Here is a 291-nt window from a genome sequence, read left to right as displayed (position 1 = left end):
GCAATTGGCTATGACTGTGATTCGCGCTGATAATAAGCTAAACGATACGGACAGCGAGCAAGATATTTGGGCGCAGCCGATACCACCCTATGCTCTAGATAATCACAGCATCAACATCGAATTGCGCGACGAAGCCAGTCGTTTTAATATTAATAACTTATATCAAAATGGTGCGGTTAATACCGCTGCGTTAATGGTCTTTCAAAGACTCTTAACACAATTAAATATAGAGCCTGATATCGCCATTGCGGTACTGGACTATCAAGATGCAGATGGTGAGGTCTATCAAGA

At 42.3% G+C, this 291-nt stretch carries 1 pseudogene; it reads left to right on the top strand.

Annotated elements, in window-relative coordinates:
* Positions 1–291 (top strand): annotated as a pseudogene (locus tag AAEY75_RS14530) (type II secretion system minor pseudopilin GspK); the annotation flags it as partial.

The sequence above is a fragment of the Psychrobacter sp. TB55-MNA-CIBAN-0194 genome, from assembly GCF_040309505.1.
In the GTDB taxonomy this organism is placed as follows: Bacteria; Pseudomonadota; Gammaproteobacteria; order Pseudomonadales; family Moraxellaceae; genus Psychrobacter; species Psychrobacter fozii.
The sequence above is the reverse complement of the archived record's forward strand: the minus strand, read 5'-3'. Positions and strand labels throughout refer to the sequence as shown.